Source organism: Bradyrhizobium sp. ORS 278, from assembly GCF_000026145.1.
Classification (GTDB): domain Bacteria; phylum Pseudomonadota; class Alphaproteobacteria; order Rhizobiales; family Xanthobacteraceae; genus Bradyrhizobium.
In genome coordinates, this window is record NC_009445.1 from 5,475,720 (window position 1) to 5,497,622 (window position 21,903).

The 21,903-nt window shown below is 65.8% G+C and carries 19 protein-coding genes; 13 read left to right on the forward strand and 6 right to left on the reverse strand.

Annotated elements, in window-relative coordinates:
- Window positions 1–184: 184 nt before the first annotated feature.
- From BRADO_RS24465 to BRADO_RS35500, 7 genes are all read left to right on the forward strand, one after another.
- Complete coding sequence (locus BRADO_RS24465) at window positions 185–1,078, forward strand: branched-chain amino acid ABC transporter permease (RefSeq protein WP_009031500.1); 894 nt, start codon at window positions 185–187, stop codon at window positions 1,076–1,078.
- Between the two features lie 110 nt (window positions 1,079–1,188).
- Window positions 1,189–2,262 carry a branched-chain amino acid ABC transporter permease gene (locus tag BRADO_RS24470; RefSeq protein WP_012028883.1) on the forward strand — a complete coding sequence of 358 codons (1,074 nt, stop codon included), beginning with the start codon at window positions 1,189–1,191 and terminating at the stop codon, window positions 2,260–2,262.
- A gap of 59 nt (window positions 2,263–2,321) precedes the next feature.
- On the forward strand, window positions 2,322–3,608 hold the full coding sequence (locus BRADO_RS24475) for an ABC transporter substrate-binding protein (RefSeq protein WP_012028884.1): 1,287 nt from the start codon (window positions 2,322–2,324) through the stop codon (window positions 3,606–3,608).
- Window positions 3,609–3,773: 165 nt separating this feature from the next.
- Window positions 3,774–4,613, forward strand: a complete 840-nt coding sequence (locus BRADO_RS24480) for an ABC transporter ATP-binding protein (protein WP_012028885.1) — start codon at window positions 3,774–3,776, stop codon at window positions 4,611–4,613.
- Between the two features lie 149 nt (window positions 4,614–4,762).
- A complete protein-coding gene (locus tag BRADO_RS24485; protein WP_012028886.1) occupies window positions 4,763–5,986 on the forward strand; it encodes a phenylacetate--CoA ligase family protein in 1,224 nt (407 codons plus the stop codon).
- 133 nt (window positions 5,987–6,119) lie between these two features.
- The gene (locus BRADO_RS24490) at window positions 6,120–7,310 is read left to right on the forward strand and encodes a CaiB/BaiF CoA-transferase family protein (protein ID WP_012028887.1); all 1,191 of its coding nucleotides are present in this window, start codon (window positions 6,120–6,122) and stop codon (window positions 7,308–7,310) included.
- Between the two features lie 166 nt (window positions 7,311–7,476).
- Window positions 7,477–7,638 carry a hypothetical protein gene (locus BRADO_RS35500; protein WP_012028888.1) on the forward strand — a complete coding sequence of 54 codons (162 nt, stop codon included), beginning with the start codon at window positions 7,477–7,479 and terminating at the stop codon, window positions 7,636–7,638.
- Between the two features lie 462 nt (window positions 7,639–8,100).
- Here the strand turns inward: BRADO_RS35500 and BRADO_RS24495 are convergent, their stop codons facing one another.
- The 6 genes from BRADO_RS24495 to BRADO_RS24520 all read right to left on the reverse strand — a co-directional run bounded on the left by BRADO_RS24495 (window position 8,101) and on the right by BRADO_RS24520 (window position 14,865).
- On the reverse strand, window positions 8,101–9,621 hold the full coding sequence (locus BRADO_RS24495; protein ID WP_012028889.1) for a tripartite tricarboxylate transporter permease: 1,521 nt from the start codon (window positions 9,619–9,621) through the stop codon (window positions 8,101–8,103).
- 150 nt (window positions 9,622–9,771) lie between these two features.
- Entirely contained in the window at window positions 9,772–10,314 is a 543-nt protein-coding gene (locus BRADO_RS24500; protein WP_012028890.1) for a tripartite tricarboxylate transporter TctB family protein, read from the reverse strand.
- Window positions 10,315–10,344: 30 nt separating this feature from the next.
- Window positions 10,345–11,331, reverse strand: coding sequence for a tripartite tricarboxylate transporter substrate binding protein (locus tag BRADO_RS24505; RefSeq protein WP_012028891.1), 987 nt, complete (start codon window positions 11,329–11,331; stop codon window positions 10,345–10,347).
- A gap of 129 nt (window positions 11,332–11,460) precedes the next feature.
- A complete protein-coding gene (locus tag BRADO_RS24510; RefSeq protein ID WP_012028892.1) occupies window positions 11,461–12,258 on the reverse strand; it encodes an enoyl-CoA hydratase/isomerase family protein in 798 nt (265 codons plus the stop codon).
- A complete protein-coding gene (locus BRADO_RS24515) occupies window positions 12,258–13,451 on the reverse strand; it encodes an alanine--glyoxylate aminotransferase family protein (RefSeq protein ID WP_041756909.1) in 1,194 nt (397 codons plus the stop codon). Before BRADO_RS24515 ends, BRADO_RS24510 begins: the two co-directional genes overlap by 1 nt.
- 208 nt (window positions 13,452–13,659) lie before the next feature.
- Window positions 13,660–14,865: an alanine--glyoxylate aminotransferase family protein gene (locus BRADO_RS24520; protein ID WP_012028894.1), complete on the reverse strand. Its 1,206-nt coding sequence runs from the start codon at window positions 14,863–14,865 to the stop codon at window positions 13,660–13,662.
- Between the two features lie 127 nt (window positions 14,866–14,992).
- Between BRADO_RS24520 and BRADO_RS24525 the strand changes: the two genes are divergently transcribed.
- The 6 genes from BRADO_RS24525 to BRADO_RS24550 all read left to right on the forward strand — a co-directional run bounded on the left by BRADO_RS24525 (window position 14,993) and on the right by BRADO_RS24550 (window position 21,903).
- Entirely contained in the window at window positions 14,993–15,751 is a 759-nt protein-coding gene (locus BRADO_RS24525; RefSeq protein WP_012028895.1) for a GntR family transcriptional regulator, read from the forward strand.
- 122 nt (window positions 15,752–15,873) lie between these two features.
- Window positions 15,874–18,828, forward strand: a complete 2,955-nt coding sequence (locus BRADO_RS24530) for an FAD-binding and (Fe-S)-binding domain-containing protein (RefSeq protein ID WP_012028896.1) — start codon at window positions 15,874–15,876, stop codon at window positions 18,826–18,828.
- A 166-nt stretch (window positions 18,829–18,994) separates the two neighbouring features.
- Window positions 18,995–19,423, forward strand: coding sequence for a heme-binding protein (locus BRADO_RS24535; RefSeq protein ID WP_012028897.1), 429 nt, complete (start codon window positions 18,995–18,997; stop codon window positions 19,421–19,423).
- 66 nt (window positions 19,424–19,489) lie between these two features.
- Entirely contained in the window at window positions 19,490–20,350 is an 861-nt protein-coding gene (locus BRADO_RS24540) for an MBL fold metallo-hydrolase (RefSeq protein WP_012028898.1), read from the forward strand.
- A 106-nt stretch (window positions 20,351–20,456) separates the two neighbouring features.
- The gene (locus BRADO_RS24545; protein ID WP_012028899.1) at window positions 20,457–21,461 is read left to right on the forward strand and encodes an SDR family oxidoreductase; all 1,005 of its coding nucleotides are present in this window, start codon (window positions 20,457–20,459) and stop codon (window positions 21,459–21,461) included.
- A gap of 79 nt (window positions 21,462–21,540) precedes the next feature.
- Window positions 21,541–21,903: a VOC family protein gene (locus tag BRADO_RS24550; protein ID WP_012028900.1), complete on the forward strand. Its 363-nt coding sequence runs from the start codon at window positions 21,541–21,543 to the stop codon at window positions 21,901–21,903.

The window sequence follows — 21,903 nt, forward strand, 5'->3', positions numbered from 1 at the left end:
ATCCCGTTGCGAGCAATGCGGATGTCGGACGGATATCCGTAGGGTGGGCAAAGGCGCAAAGCGCCGTGCCCACCGACTCACTCCGAACGCAGCCGAGGGTGGGCACGCTTCGCTTTGCCCACCCTACAATCCCTCTCGCCAGGGATCGCCGGGTCAAGCCCGGCGATGACGAGTGAGACCGATCATGAACACCGCCTTCCTCATCCAGCTCCTCGTCAACGGCCTCGTGGTCGGCACGCTCTATGGCGTGGTCGCGATGTCGTTCGTGCTGATCTACAAGGCCACGCAGGTCGTCAATTTCGCGCAAGGCGAGCTGCTCTTGATCGGCGCCTGGGTGTGCTGGACGCTGCTCACCAAATTCCAGGTGCCGTTCTGGGCCGGCATGCCGCTGTCGCTGATCTTCATGTTCGCCTTCGGCATCGCGATCCAGGTCGTCATCCTCCGGCCGATGATCGGCGAGCCCATCATCTCCGTCATCATGGTGACGATCGGCCTGTCGACCGTGTTCCAGGCCGCGCTGAAATGGATCTACGGCGTCAACCCGCAGCCGTTCCCGCCGGTGTTTTCCAGCAAAGCGGTCGACATCTTCGGGCTGCAGATCCAGACCGTCTATGTGATGAGCCTCGTCGTCTCCGTGCTGATGATGCTCGGCATGGCCTGGTTCTTCAAAGCCTCAAAATATGGCCTCGCCATGCGCGCCACCGCCTTCAATCAGCAGGTCGCGCAGTCGCTCGGCATCTCCGTGAAGAGCGTGTTCGCGATGGCCTGGGCGATCTCGGCGACCGTCTCGGCCGTCGCCGGCGTCGTCGTCGCCGTGGTCAACGGCGTGTCCTCGGGACTGTCGGCCTACGGCATCAAGGTGTTTCCCGCGGCGATCCTCGGCGGTCTCGACTCCGTCGGCGGCGCCGTGCTCGGCGGCATCATCATCGGCCTCCTGGAGAACATCGCCCAATATGTCGACAGCCAGTACCTGCACTGGGGCAATCTCTACGAGATCGCGCCGTTCTACGTTCTGATCATCATCCTGATGATCAAGCCCTACGGCCTGTTCGGCACCAGAGACATCGAGCGGATATGAGCATGATCGCCGAAAAGTGGGCACCGGTTTTCGGTAACGATCATGCTCGAACAAAAGAGAAGGGCGAGCCCATGACGCAACTCAAGCCTGAGGCGAGATAGAAGCCCATCATGGTTGCACGCTCCACCATTCCCGCCGGTGACTTCCGCACCTCCTACGCGGCCGACACCACGATCTTCCCCACAAAGACGAGCCGCAACTTCGCGATCGCCGGCGTGATCCTGCTGTGCTTCGCGCCGCAAGTGTTCTCGGAGTTTTGGCTGTCGATCGCGATCCAGATCGGCATCTTCTCGATCGCTGCCCTCGGCCTGAACATCCTGGTCGGCTTCACCGGCCAGATCTCGATCGGCCAGGCCGGCTTCTTCCTGCTCGGTGCCTTCACCTCGGCCTACATCAACAACACCTATGCGATCCCGGTGTTCTTCGCGATCCCGCTCGCCGGCGTCATCACCGCGCTGGTCGGGCTCGTGTTCGGTCTACCGGCGGCGCGATTGAAGGGGCTCTATCTCGTCATCGCGACGCTGGCCGCGCAATACATCCTGCTCGACTTCTTCTCCCGCGCCGAATGGTTCTCCGGCGGTTCGGTGCCCGCCTCGGCCAATCCGTTCTCGATCTTCGGCTACACGCTGCGCGGCGACCGGCAATATTTCTACGTCGTCCTCGCTTATGTGCTGGTCTGCTACATCCTGGTCACCAATCTGATGCGCACCCGCGACGGCCGCGCGCTGATCGCGATCCGCGATCATTATCTCTCGGCCGAGATCATGGGCATCAACCTGACCAAGTACCGCACGCTGTCGTTCGGGCTGGCCGCCTTCTTCGCAGGGATCGCCGGCGCGCTCTACGCGCATTACCAGCTGGTGGTCTCACAAGAAGGATTCGGCATCGAGCGCTCGATCCTGTTCCTGGCGATGATCATCATCGGCGGCACCGGCTCGATCATGGGCACCCTGATGGGAACCGCCTTCGTCGTGCTGCTGCCGGAATCGATGGAATTGCTGAGCCACTACCTCAAGGGCGGCGCGATCGACAAGGCGCTCGCGCTCAACAACAACATCACCTTCCTGCGCGAGATCGCGATCGGCCTGATCATCATCGCCTTCCTGATGTTCGAGCCGGACGGGCTGGCGCATCGCTGGCGGCAGATCAAGACATACTGGAAGCTCTACCCGTTCTCGCATTGATTCCAACCAACAGGGACCGGCGACAATCCGGCCCGGAACGCACCACAGGAGGAAGCACTATGACGATCAAATCATGGCTCGGCTCGGCGGCACTGGCGCTGCTCGCCGGCACCTTCGCGTCATCCGCGAACGCGCAGCAGATCGCGATCGGCCATCTGCAGGATCTCTCCGGCGGCACCTCGGACGTCGGCACGCCCTATGGCCAGGGCGTGGTCGACACCTTCGCCTGGGTCAACAAGAACGGCGGCATCGGCGGCAAGCAGCTTGCGGTCGACAGCAACGACTATGGCTACCAGGTGCCGAAGGCGATCGCGCTGTACAAGAAGTGGTCGGCGCCGGACAACAAGGTCGCCGCGATCATGGGCTGGGGCACCGCCGACACCGAGGCGCTGACCGGCTTCCTCGCCAATGACAAGATCCCGGACATGTCCGGCTCCTATGCCGCCGCGCTCACCGATCCCGAGGGTACCAGCGGCAAGGCCAAGCCCGCGCCCTACAACTTCTTCTACGGCCCGAGCTACTCGGACGCGCTGCGCGCCGAGCTGACCTGGGCGGCCGAGGACTGGAAGGCCAAGGGCAAGCCGGGCAAGCCGAAATTCGTCCACATGGGCGCCAATCACCCCTACCCCAACGCGCCGAAGGCGGCCGGCGAGGCGCTCGCCACCGAGCTCGGCTTCGAGGTGCTGCCGCCGCTGGTGTTCGCGCTCGCGCCCGGCGACTACAGCGCGCAGTGCCTGAGCCTGAAGAGCTCCGGCGCCAACTACGCCTATCTCGGCAACACCGCGGCCTCCAACATCTCGGTGATGAAGGCCTGCAAGAATGCCGGCGTCGACATCCAGTTCCTGTCCAACGTCTGGGGCATGGATGAGAACGCCGCCAAGACCGCAGGCGATGCCGCCGACGGCGTGATCTTCCCGCTGCGCACGGCGGTCGGCTGGGGCGGCGACGCGCCGGGCATGAAGACGGTGCAGGAAATCTCCAAGATGTCCGACCCGACCGGCAAGGTGTATCGCCCGGTGCACTACGTCGCGGCGATCTGCTCCTCGCTCTACATGAAGGAAGCGCTGGATTGGGCGGCCAAGAACGGCGGCGCCACCGGCGAAAACGTCGCCAAGGGCTTCCACCAGAAGAAGGACTGGGTGCCGGCCGGCATGGAAGGCGTCTGCAGCCCCTCGACCTGGACCGAGAAGGACCACCGCGGGACGATGAAGGTCGACCTCTATCGCGCGCGCGTGACCGGCCCGACCGATGGCGACCTGAACGACCTCATGGCCAAGGGCGTGATCAAGCTCGAGAAGGTGAAGACCATCGAGCTGCCGCGCAAGGCGGAATGGGCGGGTTGGTAAGCTGCCGAGTTGCTGCCGAGTGAGTTTCGGCAGCAACTCCACACACAATCGTCATCCCCGCGAAGGCGGGGATCCAGTACGCCGTGGCTTCTCGGTGAAGCAACGACGTCTCTGGAATACTGGGTTCCCCGCCGGCGCGGGGGACGACAGCGGTGGACAATCACAATGACCGAGACACTCGACACTCCGCGAACGAGCGCAAGCGCAACGACAGCCGCCCCGCTGCTCTCCGTGCGCAATATCGAGGTCGTCTATGACGACGTCATTCTCGTTCTGCGCGGGCTCAGCCTCGACGTGCCCAAGGGCGCCATCGTCGCGCTGCTCGGCGCCAATGGAGCGGGCAAGTCGACGACGCTGAAGGCGATCTCCGGTCTGCTCAAGACCGAGGACGGCGAGGTCACGCGCGGCGAGATCATGTTCGACGGCGCGCGTATCGACGGCATCGACCCGGAGAAGATCGTCCGCCGCGGCATCTTCCAGGTCATGGAGGGCCGGCGCATCGTCGCCGACATGACGTCGCTGGAGAACCTCAAGCTCGGCGCGTTCACGCGCTCGGACCGCGAAGTGAACAGCGACATCGAGATGGTGTACAACTATTTCCCGCGGCTGAAGGAGCGCACCGGCCTCGCCGGCTACCTCTCGGGCGGAGAGCAGCAGATGCTGGCGATCGGCCGCGCGCTGATGGCGCGGCCGAAGATGATCCTGATGGACGAACCCTCGATGGGCCTGTCGCCGCTGCTGGTGAAGGAGGTGTTCGCGATCATCAAGGAGATCAACCGGGATCTCGGCGTCACCATCCTGCTGGTCGAGCAGAACGCACGCGCGGCGCTGTCGGTCGCGAGCCACGGCTACATCATGGAGCAGGGCAAGGTGGTGCTCGACGGCACTGCGGATGCGTTGCGCGACAATGAGGACGTCAAGGAATTCTACCTCGGCGGCGCCGGCGACCAGCGCAAGAGCTTCAAGAACCTGAAGAGCTTCAAGCGGCGCAAGCGGTGGCTTTAGCGTAACTCTCTCCTCGTCATGGCCGAGCTTGACCCGGCCATCCACGCGCGAGCCGCAACGACGAACGACGTGGATGCCCGGGGCGAAAATGCGAAGACGCGCTTCGCGCTATTGCCCGGGCATGATGGCACAAGACCGAAGGACCGGGCATGAATACCCACTACGACGCCCTCGAGACACGTGACCCTACCGAGCGCGGGCAGGATCTGTTCGGCCGCCTGCCCGACGTGCTGCGTGCGGCGATGAAGGCACCGGCCTATGCGGCGCTGCTGCAGGGCATCAACCCCGGCGACATCACCACCCGCGCCGCGCTCGCCCAACTACCGGTGCTGCGCAAGTCCGAGCTCCCTGCCCTGCACAAGGCCGCGCCCCCGTTCGGCGGATTCGTCGCGCAGGCGCCTGGCGCGTTCTCGCGGCTGTTCACCTCGCCCGGCCCGATCTTCGAGCCGGAGGCCGCGCATAGCGATCCCTGGCACGGCGCGCGGGCGCTGTTCGCCTCGGGCTTCCGCTGCGGCGACGTCGTGCTCAACACCTTCAGCTATCACCTCACGCCCGGCGGATTCATCTTCGACGCCTCGGCGCGCGCGCTGGGTTGCGCCGTCATCCCCGCGGGCCCGGGCAATACCGAAGCACAGTTCGAGCTGATCGAGGCCTATCGCCCGATCGGCTACAGCGGCACGCCCGACTTCCTCAAGATCCTGCTCGACGGCGCCGCCAGCGCCGGCCGCGACGTCACCTCGCTCAAGCGCGCGCTGGTGTCGGGCGCAGCCTTCCCGCCGTCATTGCAGGCCGAGATCAAGGCGCGCGGCATCGACGCCTACCAGGCGTTCGGCACCGCCGATCTCGGCATCATCGCTTACGAGACATCAGCGCGTGAGGGCATGGTCGTGAACGAGGACCTGATCCTCGAGATCGTCCGCCCCGGCACCGGCGATCCCGTCGCCGAAGGCGATGTCGGCGAAATCGTCGTCACCTCGCTGGATCCGCATCATCCCTGGATCCGCCTTGCGCTCGGCGACCTCACCGCCGCCCTGCCCGGAATCAGCGCCTGCGGCCGCACCAACATGCGCATCAAGGGCTGGATGGGCCGTGCCGACCAGACCACCAAGATCAAGGGCATGTTCGTGCGACCCGAGCAGGTCGCCGAGATCGGCAAGCGCCATCCCGAGCTCGGCCGCCTCCGCCTGGTCGTCACCCGCGCCGGCGAGACCGATGCGATGACGTTGAAGGCCGAATCCGCTGCGCCCTCCGACAGTCTCTCCGAGGCGCTGAACGCCAGTCTTCGCAGCGTCACCAAGCTCGGCGGCAGTGTCGCGCTGGTCGCGCCGGGAACGCTCCCCAACGACGGTAAGGTCATCGCGGACGAACGCTGAGGCTGGTTCCTGCATCCAACCGAAGCCCTGCGGCGGTGGCATGAGCCGTGCAGCGCGCATCGCCGTTGCGCAATTGTCGCCTCCCGCGCGCTCTCCTATACAGCCATGTCACGTTCTCTTGGAGTTCGTCCGCATGGCCTTCCCGCGCGCGTCCAAAGCCCTGTCCCGCTTCACCGTGCTCGATCTGACGCGGGTGCGCGCCGGCCCGACCTGCGCGCGGCAGTTCGCCGATTGGGGCGCCAACGTCATCAAGATCGACGCGATGATGGAGGACGGCGGCGAGGCGCTCGGCGGTCCGCGGCGCGGTTCCGACTTTCAGAACCTGCATCGCAACAAGCGTGCGATGACGCTCAACCTGAAGGATCCCAGGGGCGTCGACGTGTTCATGCGGCTGGCGAAGCAGGCCGACGTCGTGATCGAGAACTATCGCCCGGACGTGAAGACCAAGCTCGGCATCGACTACGAGGCGGTGCGCAAGGTCAATCCGCGCATCGTCTATGGCAGCATCTCCGGGTTCGGCCAGGATGGCCCCTATTCCAAGCGGCCCGGCTTCGATCAGATCGCGCAAGGCATGGGCGGGCTGATGTCGATCACCGGCGCCCCCGGCGAGGGCCCGATGCGCGCCGGCATCCCGATCGCCGATCTTTCGGCGGGCCTGTCCTGCGCGATGGGCATTCTCACCGCGCTGCTCGAACGCGAGGTCTCCGGCGAAGGCCAGTGGGTCCAGACCTCGCTGTTGCAGGCGCAGATCTTCATGCTCGACTTCCAGGCCGCGCGCTGGCTGATGGAAAAGGACGTCGCGCCCCAGGCCGGCAACAATCATCCGACCAGCATCCCCACCGGCGTCTTCAAGACCTCCGATGGCTACATCAACATTGCCGCCACCGGCGGCCGCATCTGGGAGCGCCTGTGCCAGACGCTCGGCGCACCCGAATGGATCGACCATCCGGACTACGCGACCGCGCCGGCGCGCTCCAAGAACCGCGACGCGCTCAACGCCGAGATCAACGCCCGTACGCTCGCCAAGACCAGCGAGCAATGGGTCGCCGAGCTCAATGCCGCCGGCGTGCCTTGCGGGCCGATCTATGCGATCGATCAGATGTTCGAGGATCCCCAGGTGAAGCATCTTGGCATGGCGCAGCCGGTGCCGAGCGACGACGGCCGCGACATCACGCTTGTGGCGCAGCCGTTCACGTTGTCGCGCACGCCGAGCCGGATGGCGGCGCGGCCGCCGGAGTTCGGCGAGCAGACCGAGGAGATCCTCTTGGAATTTGGCTTTACCGACGGCGAGATCGCCGATCTCCGGCTGCATCGGGTCGTGTGAGCATGTGCAATATGACGGACCCGTGGCATTCCACCGCTGTGGCCCAGATGTCACCACTTTGGAACTTCCACCTTGGCCGGATTGAGGCCAGAGCAAGACCGCGCTAATCTCTTCTCATGAGTTGACGCGGACCTGAGGGGCCCGCGGGCGTGAGGAGTAGCGGGTCATGAGCGCATCCGAGTTGAACGAGTTTCTGACGGCGATGGACATGGTTCGCGACGTCAACGCTGCTGCCCTCAGCTACGGGAGCGCTCTTCCGTTTGACGAGACGATGCTCGACAATGAGTCTGACTGGTATCACATGCCGGTCGAGGAGACCGTCAACTGAGACGGAGCTGACGCGATCCCACGCGCGTCCTGATGATCTTCGACACGAAGCCTTCGTTCGATCAGCCCGAACGGAGGCTTTTGCTTTTTCCCCTCAAAGCTGCAGGCCGCAGGGATCAGCAGCCGATCCTCGCGGCAAAAAAATGCCCGACGCAAGCGCCGGGCAAGAGATCGTCTCGGGAGGAAACATCAGGACGCGATGACCACAGATCGAGCACCGCGCGTGGGCAGCACAACGTCTGCCCACGAATGAAGCCTACCACCGCTCTGCCTAAAATACTGTCATCGCAAAGACACAACCTCTGGAGAAGCGCCGGAGCGAATCGAACAACGGTCCGTCGCGGCTCATCGTAGTCTGGAAACGTGGCATCCGCGCCACACTCGTTCGACCTGCAAGCTAGAAATTCCGGGTGCGAGGCCTGCGGCCTTGCCAGGGAATGACAAGTATTTCGAAGAAGGCGCTCTACGCCTCCGCCTTCGCTGGCGGCGGGCTCGCTTTGCCGAAGCTCGCCACCAGCCGGTCGATCAGCGGCCAGAACAAGAGCACGATGGCCAGCGTCGTGATGGTCCCGACCAGGCCGTTCGCCCAGAACACCTTCATGTTGCCGCCGGAGATGATCATCGACTGCCGGAACGCGTCCTCGGCGCGGCTGCCGAGCACCAGCGCAAGCGTGAACGGCGCCAGCGGAATCTTGATCTTCTTGAAGACGTAGCCGACGACGCCGAAGCCGAGCATCAGCCAGACGTCAAACATCGCGTTCTGGATCGCATAGGCGCCGATGGCGCAGGACACCACGATCATCGGCGCGACAGCCGCGAACGGCACGCGCAGGATCGACGCGAAGATCGGCACGGTGGAAAGCACCAGCACGAGGCCGACGACGTTGCCGAGATACATCGAGGCGATCAGGCCCCAGACGAAATCCTTGTGCTCGACGAACAAGAGCGGTCCGGGATTGAGGCCCCAGACCATCAGGCCGCCGAGCAGGATCGCCGCGGTGCCCGAGCCGGGAATGCCGAGCGCCAGCATCGGCAGCAGCGCCGCGGTGCCCGAGGCATGCGCAGCCGTCTCGGGCGCGAACACGCCCTCGATGCGGCCCTTACCAAAACTGTCTTGGTCCTTGGCGAAGCGCTTGGCGAGGTTGTAGCCCATGAAGGAGGCGGCGATCGCGCCGCCCGGGGTGATGCCGAGCCAGCAGCCGATCACCGACGAGCGCAGCAGCGTCATCCAGTATTTCGGTAGGTCCATCCACACCGCGAGCACCGTGCGCAGCGAGATCGACGCGGCGTGGCCGCGCAGCGCCAGGCGCTCCTCCATCGTCAGCAGGATCTCGCTGATGCCGAACAAGCCGATCACGGCGACCAGGAAGTTGATGCCGCGCAAGAGATCAGTCGAGCCGAAGGTCATGCGCAGCTGGCCCGACACCGTGTCCATGCCGACGCCGGCGAGCAGCAGGCCGAGCGACATCGCGATGACGGTCTTGTGCTTGTCCTCGCGCCCCAGGCCGACGAACGAGCAGAAGGTGAGCAGATAGACGGCGAAGAACTCGGGCGGGCCGAACTTCAGCGCGAAGGACGAGATCCATGGCGCCAGGAAGGTGATCAAGAGCACCGCGACCAGCGATCCGATGAAGGACGAGGTGAACGCCGCCGTCAGCGCCTCCGCGGCCTTGCCCTGCTGCGCCATCGGATAGCCGTCGAAGGTGGTCGCGACCGACCAGGCCTCGCCGGGGATGTTGAAAAGGATCGAGGTGATGGCGCCGCCGAACAGCGCGCCCCAATAGATGCAGGACAGCATCACGATGGCCGAGGTCGGGTCCATCGAGAAGGTCAGCGGCAGCAGGATGGCGACGCCGTTGGGGCCGCCGAGCCCCGGCAACACGCCGACGAAGACGCCGAGCACCAGCCCGACCATCATCAAGAGCAGCGTCTTCCAGGTCAGGAGGACCGCGAACCCGTGCAGCAGCAGACCCAAGGCTTCCATGATTCCATTCCAGCTAGTTCGTCGTCATTGCCAGCAGCGACGTGTCCGCCGAAGCCCACCGGGCGTAGGCGGAAGCAATCCAGAGTCGAGAGCGCAGCACCTGGATTGCTTCGTCGCTTTCGCTCCTCGCAATGACGGGAGAGATAAAAGTTAATAGCCGAACGCCGCTTCGAGCGGTCCCTTGGGCATGAGCACGTCGAACACGATATCGAAAGTCACGAACATCACGGCGCTGAACAGGAACGCCGTGAGCAGCGACTTCCAGATCGCGATCTTGCCGACGATGCGCATGAAGCCGGCGATCAGGAGGAAGCTCGCGACGTAGATGCCGAGGAACTGCATGGCGATGCAGAACAGCAGGGTCGGCACGAACACCGCCATGACGCGGCGCAGCTGCGCCCGCGTCACGAAGGTTTCGACCGCCTCCTTGCGCGACAGGAACGCCGCGCCGATGCCGTACAGGCTGGCGCCGCCGAGAATGACCGAGAGATAGAACGGGAAGTAGCCGGGCTCCGGACCGGTGGAGTCCCAGGACGCGCCGGTCCGCCAATTGTCCCAGGCGAGCACGACGGCCAGCGCGAGCAAGAGGAGCGATACCGCGACATCGACGGTCCGGTTGGAGGTCACGGCCGGAGAATTTTCCTCCGGCGCGGTCGGATCGTCGACGGCAATCTCGAGCTCAGCGTTGGACATCAAACTTCCCTATTCCCCTCGCCTCGCCGCCTACTTGGCGACGAAGCCGGCTTCCGTCATCAGCTGCTTGTTGAGAGAGCCGTCCTCTTCGAGGAACTGCAGCATGTCCTTGCCGGTGAGGAAGATCGGCTTGAGCGCCTGCTTCTCCATGTAGTCCTTGTATTCCGGCGTCTGCACCAGCTTGCTGAACAGGTCGACGTAGAACTCCTGCTGCTCCTGCGTGACCTTGCCCGGCAGGAACATGCCGCGCAGCATCAGATACTGAACGTCGAGCCCCTGCTCCTTGCAGGTCGGGATGTCGTTCCAGGACTGCGTCTCGGTCACTTTGGTGGTGTAGGAGATGCGCTCCTTGTCGAACACGCAGAGCGGACGCACCTGTCCGGCGCGCCAGACTTCGAGATTTTCCGAGGGGTTGTTGACGTTGGATTCGGTGTGGCCGCCGACGAGTTGGGTTGCGGCCTCGCCGCCCGATTTGTAGGGCAAATAGGAGAACTTCGCGCCGGTCTTCTTCTCGACGAACACCGTGAGCACGTGATCCTCGCGCTTGGAGCCGGTGCCGCCCATCTTGAACGGAGAGCTCGACGCCTTGGCGGCGTCGATGAATTCCTTCACCGTCTTCGGGCCGTTGACGTTGTCCCACAGCACGAACTGATCGAGCGCAATCACCGCGACCGGCGACAGCTCTTTCCAGTCGAACGGCAGCTTGGCGGACAGCGGCAGCATATAGATCAGCGAATAGGCGATCAGGATCTTGTTCGGATCGCCATCGCTGGACTTCATGTACATCAGCGCCTCGGCGCCCGATGCGCCGCCCTTCAGCGACACGACGACCGGCTGCTTCAGCAGATTGTTCTTCTGGATCGCGGCCTGCATCATGCGCGCCATCTGGTCGGATGCACCGCCGGCGCCGGCAGCGACGACGATCTCGACCGGCTTGGTCGGCTCCCATCCGGCGAAGGCCGGCGCGGTTGCGAAAAGGGCCACGGTGGTGGCCGCGATCTTGATCAGGTTACGCACGTGTTTTCATCCCCGTTCGAAGCGCCAGCTTTTACCCTACCAGGATACTGCTGGCTTATTGTGGTCACTTCAAGAACACAAGCGAGATGCAGCCTCATGTCCTCGGCATAAGGTCGCATCATCATCGGACTACTTGCCCTTCCAGTTCGGTGTCCGCTTGTTGAGGAACGCGTCCATGCCCTCGCGGAAATCCTCGCTCATATACGCGCGCAGGATGAGGTCCTCGCCCTCATCGCGGGACAAGGTGCGGCGGATGCGGCGCACCGCCTCCTTGGTGACTTCGAGCGTGATCGGCGCATGCGAGGCGACCAGCTTCGCGGTCTCCAGGGCGCGCGTCTGCAAGGTCTCGACGTCGGGCACGATCTCGTTGAGCAGGCCGAGCGCGAGCGCCTCCGGCGCCTCGACCAGGCGGGCCTTGAAGATCAGGTCCTTGGTGCGCGCCGGCCCGATCAGCGATACCACGCGGGAGATGTTCGACATCGACAGGCAGTTGCCGAGCGTGCGCGCGATCGGAAAGCCCATGCGCGTGGTCTCGGTGCCGATGCGGATATCGCAGCACGCGGCGATGCCGGCGCCGCCGCCGGTGCAGGCGCCCGCGATCGCGGCGATCACCGGCACGCGGCAAAGCTCGAGCGTGCCGAGCACGCGATCGATCCGCGCCTCGTAGTCGAGCGCGTCCTGCGCGGTCTTGAAGGCGCGGAACTGCGAGATGTCGGTGCCGGAGGCGAAGGCCTTGTCGCCGGCCCCGGTCAGGATCAGCGCCTTGATCGACCGGTCGGCGTTGATGGCCTCGCAGATCGAGGCCATCTGGTCGTACATCGCGAAGGTCATCGCGTTGCGCGCCTGCGGCCGGTTGAAGGTGATCTTGGCGATGCCGTCGTCGACGGCATAGAGGAGATCGTCGGATCCGGTCGCAGGAGCGCTCATCAGGCCACCTTCGGAATCGGCGCAGCCTCGCGCGCCTTGAGGACATCCATCGCCGCGAGCACGCCACCGGCGCGATGCGGGACATTGGCGAGCGCGAGGCCCATCTCGACGCCGGACAGTGTCCCCATCAGCATCAGGTCATTGAAGTGACCGATGTGGCCGATGCGGAACACCTTGCCCTTGATCTTGTTGAGGCCGGTACCGAGCGACATGTCGAAGTTCTCGAGCACGGTCTTGCGGAACGCATCGGCGTCATGGCCCTCGGGCATGACGACGCCGGTCAGCGCCGGCGAATGCGCCTGCGGATCCTGGCACTGCGTGTCCAGGCCCCAGGCCTTGACGGCCGCGCGCGTCGCCAGGCTATGGCGGCGGTGACGCGCGAACACGTTCTCGTGGCCCTCCTCCTCCAGCATCTTGAGCGCCTCGTTGAGGCCCATCAGCAGATTGCAGGCCGGCGTGTAGGGGAAGGTGCCGAGCTTGTTGAAGCTGATGACCTCCTGCCAGTCCCAGTACGAGCGCATGCCGGGGTTGGCCTTGGCGACGGCCAGCGCCTTCTCGGAGACGGCGTTGAAGCCGAGGCCCGGAGGCAGCATCAGGCCCTTCTGCGAGCCGGCGACGGAGACGTCGATGCCCCAGGCGTCGTGCTCATACTCCATCGAGCCGAGACCTGAGATGGTGTCGACCATCAGCAGCGCCGGATGGCCGGCGCGATCGAGCGCCTTGCGCACGTCCAGCGGCGGCGTGAGGCAGCCGGTCGAGGTCTCGTTGTGCACGACGCAGACGGCCTTGATCTTGTGCGCCTTGTCCGCGACGAGGCGCTGCTCGATCGCGGCAATGTCGGCGCCATGCCGCCAGTCGCCCGCGATGAAATCGACATCGAGCTTGAACTTGTCGGCGATCGCCTTCCACAACACGGCGAACTGGCCGGTCTCGGCCATCAGCACCTTGTCGCCGGGCGCCAGCGTGTTGACGATGGCCGCTTCCCACGCGCCGGTGCCGGACGACGGATAGATGACCACCGGCTGCTTGGTGCGGAAGATGCGCTGGCTGGCGGCGAGCACGGCGAAGCCGAGCTCGGCGAACTCCGGACCGCGATGGTCCAGCGTCGGCATGTCCATCGCGCGTAGCACGCGATCGGGCACGTTGGTCGGCCCCGGAATCTGAAGAAAATGCCGTCCTGTGTGCACAGTCATTGGCGTCCATCCCCGGTCATTTGGTTGGTGCGCGGACGTGGCATCCCACGCGCTCGCCGCGCTTTTCTCCCGCCAGACCGCTGGCGTCAATAAAGAAGACGCAGGCGCCGATGGCTTCGGGCTGGCATCTCTCAGCAACACACAGATCTCCCATTTATGTGCAGCGCGGCATGACCGGGGCTGGCGCGGCGCTGCACGTGCTCCGACCCTACTTCACGACTGCGAGATGCCGCGGCGCGTTGCCGGGCAGCGGCTGCTCCAACAGCGCCATCGCGGCATCGACGCCGCCGCCACGATGCGGCACGCCGGCGACGCGCAAGCCCATTTCAACGCCACTCAACGCCGCCATCAGGGTGAGTTCGTTGCACTCGCCGAGATGGCCGATGCGGAACACCTTGCCGGCGACCTTCGAGAGGCCCGAGCCCAGCGACATGTTGAAATTGTCCAACACAACCTGGCGGAACTGATCGGCGTCATGCCCGGGCGGCATCAGCACGGCGGTCAGCACCGGCGAATAATCCCGCGGCTCCTGGCACAGCACGTCGAGCCCCCAATGCTCGACCGCCGCGCGGGTCGCCGCCGCGAGCTTCTGGTGTCGCGCGAACACCTGTTCGAGCCCTTCCTCGAGCAACATCGCAATCGCCTCGCGCAGGCCGTAAAGCAGGTTCGTCGCCGGCGTATAGGGGAAGAAGCCGTTCGCGTTCAGCTTCAGCATATCCTCCCAATCCCAGAATGAACGCGGCATCTTGTTCGCCTTGGCGACGGCGCGCGCCTTGTCCGAGACGGCGTTGAAGCCGAGGCCCGGCGGCAACATGAAGCCCTTCTGCGAGCACGACACGGCCACGTCGACCTTCCACTCGTCGAAGCGGAAGTCGGCCGAGGCGAGGCCGGAGATGGTATCGACCATCAGCAGCGCCGGATGCCCCGCGCGGTCCATCGCGGCGCGCACCTCGCCGATCCGGCTGGTCGCGCCGGTCGAGGTCTCGTTGTGCACGACCATCACCGCCTTGAACTGGTGCGCGGTATCGGCCGTCAGCTTCTCCTCGATGGCAGCGGGATCGACGCCGCGGCGCCAGTCGCCGGGAATGAAATCGACCTCGATGCCCCAACGCGCCGCCATCTGGCGCCACAGCGTCGCGAAGTGGCCGGTCTCGACCATCAGCACCCTGTCGCCTGGCGACAACGTGTTCACGATCGCAGCCTCCCAGGCGCCCGTGCCAGATGACGGATAGATGATGACCGGGCCCGTGGTCTTGAAGATCTTCTGCGAACCAGAGAGCACGGCCTTGCCGAGCTCGGCGAACTCGGCGCTGCGGTGGTCGATCACCGGCATGTCCATCGCCCGCAGCACGCGCTCGGGGACTGGGCTGGGCCCCGGAATGTGCAGGAAATGACGACCTTGATGGCGGGTCACGGCAGAACTCCGAGAACAAGCGGCATTATGACACCAACAATTGCATTCAAAATATAGTAATACAAGAAATTAATGCATTCATATATGAGATCGACCTCATCTGTGTCCCCCGCTACAATGGTAGGGCATGAGTTCCACGACTCCCGATACCGAGGCGCCCTCCGTGGCAGATCCTGGCGTTCGCGCGCTTCCGGCGCGCGACGAGACATCGTTGCATGACGAGATCCTGGCGCGGCTGCGCGACTACATCGTCGAGGGCCATGTCGCCGATGGCGGCCGGCTGTCGGAGCGGCAGTTGTGCGAGATGCTCGGCGTTTCCAGGACGCCCCTGCGGGAGGCTCTCAAGGTCCTGGCTGCCGAGGGCCTGGTCGAGTTGCTACCCAACCGCGGCGCCCGCGTCCGCCCGCTGAGCGCCGCCGACATCCGCGAGCTGTTCGACCTGATGGGAGGGCTGGAGGGCCTCGCGGGACGCCTCGCCTGCGAGAAGATCGCCGATGAAGCGATCGCGAAGATCGAGCAATATCATCACGATATGTACGGATTCTACATGCGGCAGGACATGCAGGGCTATTTCCGCATGAACCAGCTCATCCACCGCGCGATCGTCAATGCCGCCGGCAATGCCACGCTTCAATCGACGTATGAAAGCCTGGCCGGACGTATCCGCCGGGTGCGCTTCTCGGCCAATTTCGCCCGCAGGCGGGAGCGCTGGAGCGAGGCCATGCGCGAGCACGAGCTGATCCTCGACGCGCTGCGCCGCCGCGCCGGCAGCGAGCTGTCGGACATCCTGTTTCAGCACCTGCGCAACAAAGGGGCGGCCGCGATCACGTATTTTGCGGAGAGCCTCGAAGGGCCCGCCGCAGCGCCTGGAGGCAGTCCCGGATAGACTAAAGTCGAGGTCCATCGTCCGGAATTGCATGCAATCCGGTTGACCCTTCTTCATAAATGATTGACACCGGGACGAGCCCCGTGGAACTGCGACGCGACCAGGGCTGACCAGGGATCACCATGCCGAACGCCAAAGCCGGTCCGTCCAGCCTCGAACGGAAGCTCCGCGCCGAGATCACCGGCGACGTCTTCTTCGACCGCTTCAACCGGGGCCGCTACGCCACCGACGCCTCGTTCTATCAAATCGTCCCGGCTGGCGTCGTCGTTCCGCGGACGATGGACGAAGCCTTGCGCGCGCTGGCCATTGCACGCGACGACGGCCGCATCGTCACGCCGCGCGGCGGCGGCACCTCGCAATGCGGCCAGACCGTGAACGACGGCATCGTCGTCGACGTCTCCAAGCACCTCAACCGGATCGTCTCGCTCGACGTCGAGGGCCGCAGCTGCGTGGTGGAGCCGGGCATCGTGCTCGATGATCTCAACCGCCAGCTCAAAAAGCATGGCCTGTGGTTTCCGGTCGACGTCTCCACAGCCTCGCGCGCCACGATCGGCGGCATGGCCGGCAACAATTCCTGCGGTGGACGCTCGCTGCGCTACGGCACGATGCGCGACAACACCGTCGCGATCGATGCCGCGCTCGCCGACGGCACGCTGGCGCGTTTCGGCGAGGTGCCGCGCGATCTCAGCGAGGTCGGCGCGCCGGACAACGCCCGCGCGCTGTTCCGCGACATGCTGGCGCTCGGCGAGCGCGAGGCGGCGGAGATCGCCGACAAGTTTCCAAAAGTGCAGCGCCGCGTCGGCGGCTACAATCTCGACGCGCTGACGCCGCGCAATGCCGCCAACAATCTCGCGCATCTGCTGGTCGGCTCGGAGGGCACCCTCGCCTTCTCCACCAGGATCGAGCTGAAGCTGTGGCCACTGATCCGCACCAAGGTGCTCGGCGTCTGCCATTTCGGCAGCTTCTACCAGGCCATGGACGCGGCCCAGCACCTCGTCAAGCTGAAGCCGATCGCGGTCGAGCTGGTCGACCGCACCATGATCGGGCTTGGCCGCGACATCGCGATGTTCCAGCCGGTGATCGCGGCCGCCGTGCGCGGCGATCCCGACGCCATTCTCGTCGTCGAGTTCGCCGAGGAGACTGTCGACGAGAACCTCGCCAAGCTGAGGCAGCTGTCCGAGCTGATGGGCGATCTCGGCTTTGACTGGACGAACGAGACCCGCAAATGGGGCGGCTTGGTCGAGATCACCGAGCCCGCGCTGCAGGCCGCCGTCGCCGACTTCCGCGCTGCCGGCCTTAACGTGATGATGTCGATGAAGGAGGCCGGCAAGCCGGTGTCGTTCGTCGAGGACTGCGCCGTGCCGCTGCCGCATCTCGCCGACTACACCGCGCGCCTCAACGAGGTCTTCGCCAAACACGGCACCCGCGGCACGATGTACGCGCATGCCTCCGAAGGCTGCCTGCACGTCCGCCCAGTGCTGAACCTGAAGCTGGAAAAGGACGTCAAGGCGATGCGCGCCATCGCCGAGGAAGCGTTTGCGATGGTGCGCGAGTACAAGGGCTCACATTCCGGCGAGCATGGCGACGGCATCGTGCGCTCGGAATTCCACGCGCAGATGTTCGGCGAGCGGATCGTCGCCGACTTCAAGGAGGTCAAGCAGCGCTTCGACCCCACGAACGTGCTCAATCCCGGCCGCATCGTCGATCCGCCCAGGATGGACGACCGCTCCCTGTTTCGCTATGCGCCGGACTATCGCGTCGACGACATCAAGCCCGTGCTGGACTGGTCGGCCTATCCCGGCGCCGCCGGCGGCTTCCAGGGCGCGGTCGAGATGTGCAACAACAACGGCGCCTGCCGCAAGCTCGACGGCGGCGTGATGTGCCCGTCCTATCGCGCCACCCGCGACGAGAAGGATGTCACGCGCGGCCGCGCCAACACGCTTCGGCTCGCGATCTCGGGCCAGCTCGGTCCCGGCGCGCTGTCGTCAGACGAGATGATGGAGACGCTGAAGCTTTGCGTTTCCTGCAAGGCCTGCCGCCGCGAATGCCCGACCGGCGTCGACATGGCCAAGATGAAGATCGAGGTGCTGGCCGCGCGGGCAAGCACGCATGGCCTCACTCTGCGCGATCGCCTCGTCGCCTATCTGCCCCGCTACGCCGACATGGTCGCCCGCTTCGCGCCGCTGGTGAACCTGCGCAATCATGTCGCGCCCTTGCGCGCGCTGATGGAGCGCGTCGCCGGCATCAGCGCCAGGCGCCAGCTGCCGGCATTCCGCAGCGACACCTTCCGCACCGATGCCGAGGCGTTCGGCCCCGAGAACGGCCGCGAGGTCGTCCTCTTCGGCGACACCTTCAACCGCATCTATGAGCGCGAGAACCTCGACGCCGCGCTGCGCGTGCTGATCGCCGGCGGCTATCGCGTCTATGTGCCCAGGCCGGCCGATGGCGGTCGCGCGCTGTGCTGCGGCCGCACGTTCCTCTCAGCCGGCCTCGTCGACGAAGCCAAGTCCGAGCTGCAGCGCCTGGTCGAGACCTACGCGCCGTTTGCGTCGCGCGGCGTGCCGATCATCGGTCTCGAGCCGAGCTGCCTCCTCACCCTGCGCGACGAGCTGCTGTCCCTGCGCCATGACACCACGGCCAGGACGATCAGCGCGCATGCGCTGTTGCTGGAGGAATTTTTGGCGCGCGAAGCCGAGAGCGGCCGGCTGGCGCTGCCGCTCGGCCCCCTGCCCGGCAAGGCGCTGCTGCACGGCCATTGCCACCAGAAGTCCTTCGCCGCGTTCAAGCCGGTCGAGCAGGTGCTCCGCCTCATTCCCGAGCTCGCGGTCGAGACCATAGAATCCTCGTGCTGCGGCATGGCCGGCGCGTTCGGCTACGGCGCCGAGACCTACGACGTCTCGCTGCGGATGGCGGAGGCCTCGCTGCTGCCCGCCGTGCGCAAGGCCGACAGCACCACCTTCATCGTCGCCGACGGCACCTCCTGCCGCCACCAAATCCAGGACGGCGCCGCCCGCGGCGCCGTCCACGCCGCGCAGCTCCTGGCGATGAGCCTGGAGCGGGGGCAGCCGAGCGCGTAATGCGCGCGCAGCCAACCGCGGAGCGCGATCTCAATGTCCGTCATTGCGAGGAGCGAAGCGACGAAGCAATCCAGGGCTTCTTGCTTGGCCCCTGGATTGCTTCGCTTCGCTCGCAATGACGGCCGATAAAGCCCACTTTGAATTGCAGATCACAAAGGACACCGACATGGCCGACCTCTCGCTCGACACCGCCCGCAAGATCCTCGACGCCACGCTCGCCAAGGGCGTCGAGAAGAAGCTGAAGCCGCTGGCCGTCATGGTGCTCGACGCGCGCGGCTGCCTGAAGGCCGCCGCCGCGCAGGACGGCACCAGCCTGATGCGGGCAGAGGTCGCGCACGGCAAGGCCTATGGCGCGCTGGCGCTCGGCCTCGGTTCGCGCGCGCTGTTCCAGCGCGCCCAGGAGCAGGCCTATTTCATCGACGCCGTGAACACGCTGGCGCAGGGCCGCATGGTGCCGGTGCCCGGCGGCGTGCTGATCATGGATGGGCCCACTTTGCTCGGCGCCGTCGGCGTTTCCGGCGACACCTCCGACAATGACGAGATCTGCGCCGTCGCTGGCATCGAGGCCGCCGGCCTCAAGGCGAACGCGGGCTGAACGCCCGCTTAGCAACCTTTCGATCCGCTGCGGCTTCCTTGGTTGATCTGAACTGAGGGAGCTCGCATGACCCAGATTCCGTTGCCGGCATCGGCGCTGGCCGAGAACCATGAGGCCGATGCGGCGCGCGACGACGGCGTCCGCGAGATCGCGCCTGATCTTGCCTATCGCCAGCTCGCGATCGTCAATGTCGTATTCTATGGCCGGCCCGGCGCTGGAGACGGCGGATGGGTGCTGATCGATGCCGGCATGTTCGGCTCCGGCCCCGCGATCCGCCATGCCGCGCAGGCGCGGTTCGGCGGCAGCGGACGCCCCGCCTGCATCATCCTCACGCATGGCCATTTCGACCATGTCGGTGTGCTCGAAGACTTGAGCCGCGCGTGGGACGTGCCGGTCTATGCGCACCCGCTGGAGCACCCCTATCTGAACGGCACGCGCTCCTACCCGCCGCCCGATCCCCATGTCGGCGGCGGCATGCTCGCGACGCTGTCGCCGCTGTTCCCGACCAGCCCGGTCGATGTCGGCACTCAGCTGCGCGAGCTGCCGGCGGATCACTCCGTCCCGTTCATGCCGGACTTCAGATGGATCCATACGCCGGGCCACGCGCCCGGCCACGTCTCGCTATGGCGCGAGCACGACCGCCTGCTGATCGCAGGGGACGCCATCGTCACCACGGCCCAGGAATCCGTCTATGCCTCGGTCACCCAGGCACCCGAGATGCACGGACCGCCGATGTACTTCACCCCGGACTGGGCGGCCGCGCGCGATTCCGTTCGCGCCATCGACGCGTTGTCGCCCGAGATGGCGATCACCGGCCATGGCGCTGCCATGCGCGGCCAGGAGATGAAGCAGGCATTGGCCGAGCTGGCACGGGACTTCGACAGCGTCGCTGTTCCCGAGGACAGGCGCGGCACGCAACCGGGCTGAGCCAGGCTGCGGGATCTTACCAAGCTTTCATCGGCGCGGCTCTTCGCGCCCGAAACATTGCCGCGGGCTGCACGTTTGTACGACGGGGCGCGTGGAGAACCCGGACATGCCTCGCAGACCAGCCCGCACCATCATCATCACCGGCGCCTCCGCCGGCGTCGGCCGCGCCATGGCGAAACGCTTCGCGGAGGCCGGCGACCGCGTCGGCGTGATCGCCCGCGACGAGGAGGCGTTGCGCGACGTTCAGCGCGAGCTGCAGGCGCGCTTTGCCCATGCCGAATACGAGGCGGTCGATGTCGCCGACGCGCAGGCGCTGTTCGCGGCCGCCGAACGGCTCGAGCAGCGGCTGGGTCCGGTCGATATCTGGATCAACGACGCGATGGAAACGGTGTTCTCGACCGTCGCCGACATCACGGCCGACGAATTCCGCCGTGTCACCGAGGTCACCTATCTCGGCTTCGTGCACGGCACGATGGCGGCGCTACGCTCCATGCGCCGCCGCGGCGAAGGCCGCATCATCCAGATCGGCTCGGCGCTCGCCTATCGCGGCATTCCCCTGCAGGCCGCCTATTGCGGCGCCAAGCACGCGATCCGCGGCTTCACCGACTCGCTGCGCGCCGAGCTGATGCATGAGCGCTCGCGCATCACGCTGTGCATGGTCGATCTGCCGGCCGTGAACACGCCGCAATTCGACTGGGCGCGCGCCCATCTCGCGCACACGCCGCGGCCGATGGGACGGCCGGTCGAGCCGGAGGTGATTGCCGATGCGGTCTATCGCGTCGCCGACGGCGGCTTCCGCGAATATTGGATCGGCTGGCCGACGCTGCTCACGATCATCGGCAACGCCGTCGCGCCGGCCGTGCTCGACCGCTATCTCGCCGCCAAGGCGATCGCGGGCCAGCAGACCGACGTGCCGCTGGTCCCAGACCGCAGCGACAATCTCGACCGCCCAGTGACGCGCCTGCACCGCACGCGCGGCTCATTCAGCCAAGGCGCGGCGCAACAGTCGGTGCTGCTGCCGGGCGACGTTGCGCGCGCCGCCACCGTCGCGATCGGCGCGGCGATCTTCTTTGCGCTGGGAGCGACGATGGGCCGGCGGCGCTGGCGCTAGCCGCACGCCGGCTCTTGCGTGACACCGGCAAGGTGCGCTTCTCTGGTCCGCGGCGTCCCTTCGGGTCCGGAGCGTCTCCATGACCATCGAGAGCATCAGCGCGATCACCATCGCGACCCACGACATGGCCCGCGCGGTCGCGTTCTATCGCGCGCTCGGCTTCGACGACATCCCCTATGGCGGCGCGGAGTCGCCGTTCACGACCTTCCGCGTCGGCGCAGGCTTTCTCAACCTGATCACCATGCCGGAGGACAAGCAGTGGAGCTGGTGGGGCCGCATCATCTTCCATGTCAAAGATGTGGACGCCGTCTACGCCAAGGCGCTGGCTGCCGGCTTCTCGCCCTCCACGACACCGCGCGACGCCGAATGGGGCGAGCGCTATTTCCACCTCACCGATCCCGACGGCCACGAGCTGAGCTTCGCCCGGCCCCTTCGGCGCTGA